We start from the raw sequence: 3150 nt of genomic DNA, 5'->3' as shown, positions 1-3150 counted from the left end.
TGTGGGCGGGCCAGGCGTTCGTCTGGCACATCTACCCGCAGCACGACAACGCCCACCACGACAAGCTGCACGCGTTTTTAAACTGGCTGCAGGCGCCCGCCTCGATGCGCCAGTTCCACGCCACCTGGAACGAGCTGGACACCGCGCCGCTGCAGTGGCCGGACGACGCCACGCTGGCCGAATGGACGGCCTGCGTGCAGGCCGCGCGTACGCGCCTGCTGACGCAGGACAACCTCGTGGCGCAGCTTTTGGGCTTTGTCGCCGAAAAACGGTAAAATCCGAGGCTTTGCGCAAAACAGGCGCGGCACCCCGTGCCCCCCGCCCAGCGCACTTCCGCCGCGGTACATGCAGCGGCGCGCAACCCGCCGATTCCTTCAGCAGGTTTGCCCGCCCGCACGTTGAGCGGCCCCAACCCAAGCAACTTGCTATGAAAATCGCTCAAGAAATCCGCGCCGGCAACGTCATCATGCACGGCAAGGACCCCATGGTGGTCCTGAAGACCGAATACGCCCGCGGCGGCCGCGGTGCAGCCACCGTGCGCATGAAGCTCAAGAGCCTGATCGGCAACTTCGGTACCGAAGTCGTGTTCAAGGCCGACGACAAGATCGACAACGTGATCCTGGACAAGAAGGAGTGCACTTACTCCTACTTCGCCGACCCCATGTACGTGTGCATGGACACCGAGTACAACCAGTACGAAGTGGAAGCCGAAAACATGGGCGATTCGCTGAACTACCTGGAAGACGGCATGGCGCTGGAAGTGGTGTTCTACGACGGCAAGGCCATCTCCGTGGAACTGCCCACCAGCATCGAACGTGAAATCACCTGGACGGAGCCCGCCGTCAAGGGCGATACCTCCGGCAAGGTGCTCAAGCCCGCCAAGATCGCCACCGGCTTCGAAGTGGCCGTGCCCCTGTTCGTGAACCAGGGCGACAAGATCGAAATCGATACCCGCACGGGCGAGTACCGCAAGCGCGTTTAAACGCTCTTCGGCTCAGCACTGCACAGCAAAAAGGCTTCCCTCGGGAAGCCTTTTTTATTTTTTCGTCCGACCAGCGTCGGAGACGTCGACCCGGCAAGAAAGAATTTCTTGCCATCCCACCCACCGCTCGGGCTGATGCATGCGCAAGGCGGTTCAACGAGAACGCGCCCCCCGCAGCAGCATCAGATCAGATCGGTTGCGCGATCAGGTCGTGCCCTTGCACACCCACGATGCGCGCCTTGGTGAACTCACCGACCTTCATGGTCTTGCTGATCTTCTCGGGTGGAAGCAGCTGCACGGTGCCGTCGATCTCGGGCGCATCGGCATAAGTGCGGCCCACGCCGCCCTTGCGGCCCAGTGCCGGAGCGTGATCCACCAGCACCTGCATGGTGGCACCCACGCGGCGCTGCAGCTTGGCAATGGATACCTCTTCGGCCACAGCCATGAAGCGCGCACGGCGCTCCTCGCGCACTTCCATCGGCAGCATGCCGGGCAGCTCGTTGGCGGCCGCGCCGGTCACATCGCTGTAAGCAAAGCAGCCCGCGCGGTCGATCTGCGCCTCGCGCACGAAGTCCAGCAGGTGCTGGAACTCTTCTTCCGTCTCGCCCGGAAAGCCCGCAATGAAGGTGCTGCGGATCACGATCTCGGGGCAGGCCTCGCGCCAGCGCTGGATGCGCTCCAGGTTGCGCTCGCCGCTGGCCGGACGCTTCATGCGCTTGAGCACGTCGGGGTGGCTGTGCTGGAAGGGCACGTCCAGGTAGGGCAGCACGCGGCCCGTGGCCATCAGCGGGATCACTTCGTCCACGCTGGGGTACGGATACACGTAGTGCAGGCGCACCCAGGCGCCGTAGGGCTCGGCAATCTCGCCCAGGGTCTGCACCAGCTCCAGCATGCGGGTCTTGACGGGCTTGCCGTCCCAAAAGCCGGTGCGGTACTTCACATCCACGCCATAGGCCGAGGTGTCCTGGCTGATGACCAGCAGTTCCTTCACGCCGCCCTCGAACAGTGCCTTGGCTTCCTTGAGCACATCGCCAACGGGGCGCGACACCAGGTCGCCGCGCATCGACGGGATGATGCAGAAGGTGCAGCGGTGATTGCAGCCCTCACTGATCTTGAGGTAGGCATAGTGGCGCGGCGTAAGCTTGATGCCCGCCTCGCCAAACGCGCCCGGCACCAGGTCCAGGAAGGGATCGTGCGGCTTGGGCAGGTGCGTGTGCACGGCCTCCATCACTTCCTGCGTGGCATGCGGGCCGGTCACCGCCAGCACGCTGGGGTGCACGTCCTTGACTAGATTGCCGCCCCCCTCGCCCGCCCGGGCGCCCAGGCAGCCGGTGACGATGACCTTGCCATTCTCGGCCAGAGCCTCGCCAATCGTGTCCAGGCTTTCCTTCACCGCGTCGTCGATGAAGCCGCAGGTGTTGACAATGACCAGGTCCGCGCCCTGGAAGGTCTTGGAGGTCTCATAGCCCTCGGCGGAGAGCTGGGTGAGGATGAGTTCGGAGTCGGTCAGGGCCTTGGGGCATCCTAGAGATACCATACCTATACGCGGGGAGCGTGCGGGTTTTTCAATCGTTTCGGTCATTGTGGGGGTGATTTTGAAAGGTCTTGTCTACAGCTACATGCGGTTCTCGGACCCGCGCCAAGCCGCTGGCCACAGCCGGGAACGCCAAGAGGCATACGCCGCAAAGTGGGCAGCAGAGCACGGGCTGCAGCTGGACGACAAGCTCACGATGCTGGACGAAGGCCTTTCGGCATACCACCAGCGGCACATCAAATCGGGGGCGCTGGGGGCGTTCCTGGCGGGGGTTGAGGCCGGGCGGATCGCGGCAGGATCGGTGCTTGTCGTCGAGGGGCTAGACCGGCTCTCACGCGCCGAGCCGATCCAGGCTCAAGCGCAGCTGGCGCAGATTGTAAATGCCGGGATCACCGTGGTCACCGCCAGCGACGGAAAGGCCTACAGCCGTGAGCGCTTGAAAGAGAACCCGATGGACCTGGTGTATAGCCTGCTCGTGATGATCCGCGCCCACGAAGAAAGCGACACCAAGAGCAAGCGGGTGAAGGCGAGCATTCGCCGGTTGTGTGAGGGGTGGCGTGCCGGCACCTATCGTGGCCACGTGCGCCAGGGGCATGACCCGGACTGTTCAAAAGTTCCAGTAATTTGAGTCCCT

Annotated in this window: 3 protein-coding genes and 1 pseudogene; 3 read left to right on the top strand and 1 reads right to left on the bottom strand. The window is 63.7% G+C overall.

Annotation, left to right across the window (positions count from 1 at the left end; translation table 11 throughout):
* Both earP and efp read left to right on the top strand, forming a co-directional pair.
* The coding region (gene earP, locus MRY84_RS05715) for an elongation factor P maturation arginine rhamnosyltransferase EarP (protein ID WP_291504781.1) at positions 1-275 on the top strand (275 nt) is incomplete at its 5' end.
* A 152-nt stretch (positions 276-427) separates the two neighbouring features.
* A complete protein-coding gene (gene efp / locus MRY84_RS05710) occupies positions 428-982 on the top strand; it encodes an elongation factor P (RefSeq protein WP_015014732.1) in 555 nt (184 codons plus the stop codon).
* A gap of 187 nt (positions 983-1169) precedes the next feature.
* Here efp and rimO read toward each other — a convergent pair whose 3' ends face one another.
* Positions 1170-2564: a 30S ribosomal protein S12 methylthiotransferase RimO gene (gene rimO, locus MRY84_RS05705; protein ID WP_291504780.1), complete on the bottom strand. Its 1395-nt coding sequence runs from the start codon at positions 2562-2564 to the stop codon at positions 1170-1172.
* A 37-nt stretch (positions 2565-2601) separates the two neighbouring features.
* Between rimO and MRY84_RS05700 the strand changes: the two are divergent.
* A pseudogene (locus MRY84_RS05700) lies at positions 2602-3117 on the top strand (recombinase family protein); the annotation flags it as partial.
* Positions 3118-3150: the final 33 nt, after the last annotated feature.

Source organism: Acidovorax sp. (assembly GCF_022763525.1).
Classification (GTDB): Bacteria; Pseudomonadota; Gammaproteobacteria; order Burkholderiales; family Burkholderiaceae_C; genus Acidovorax.
This window is presented reverse-complemented; position numbering and strand designations above follow the sequence as displayed.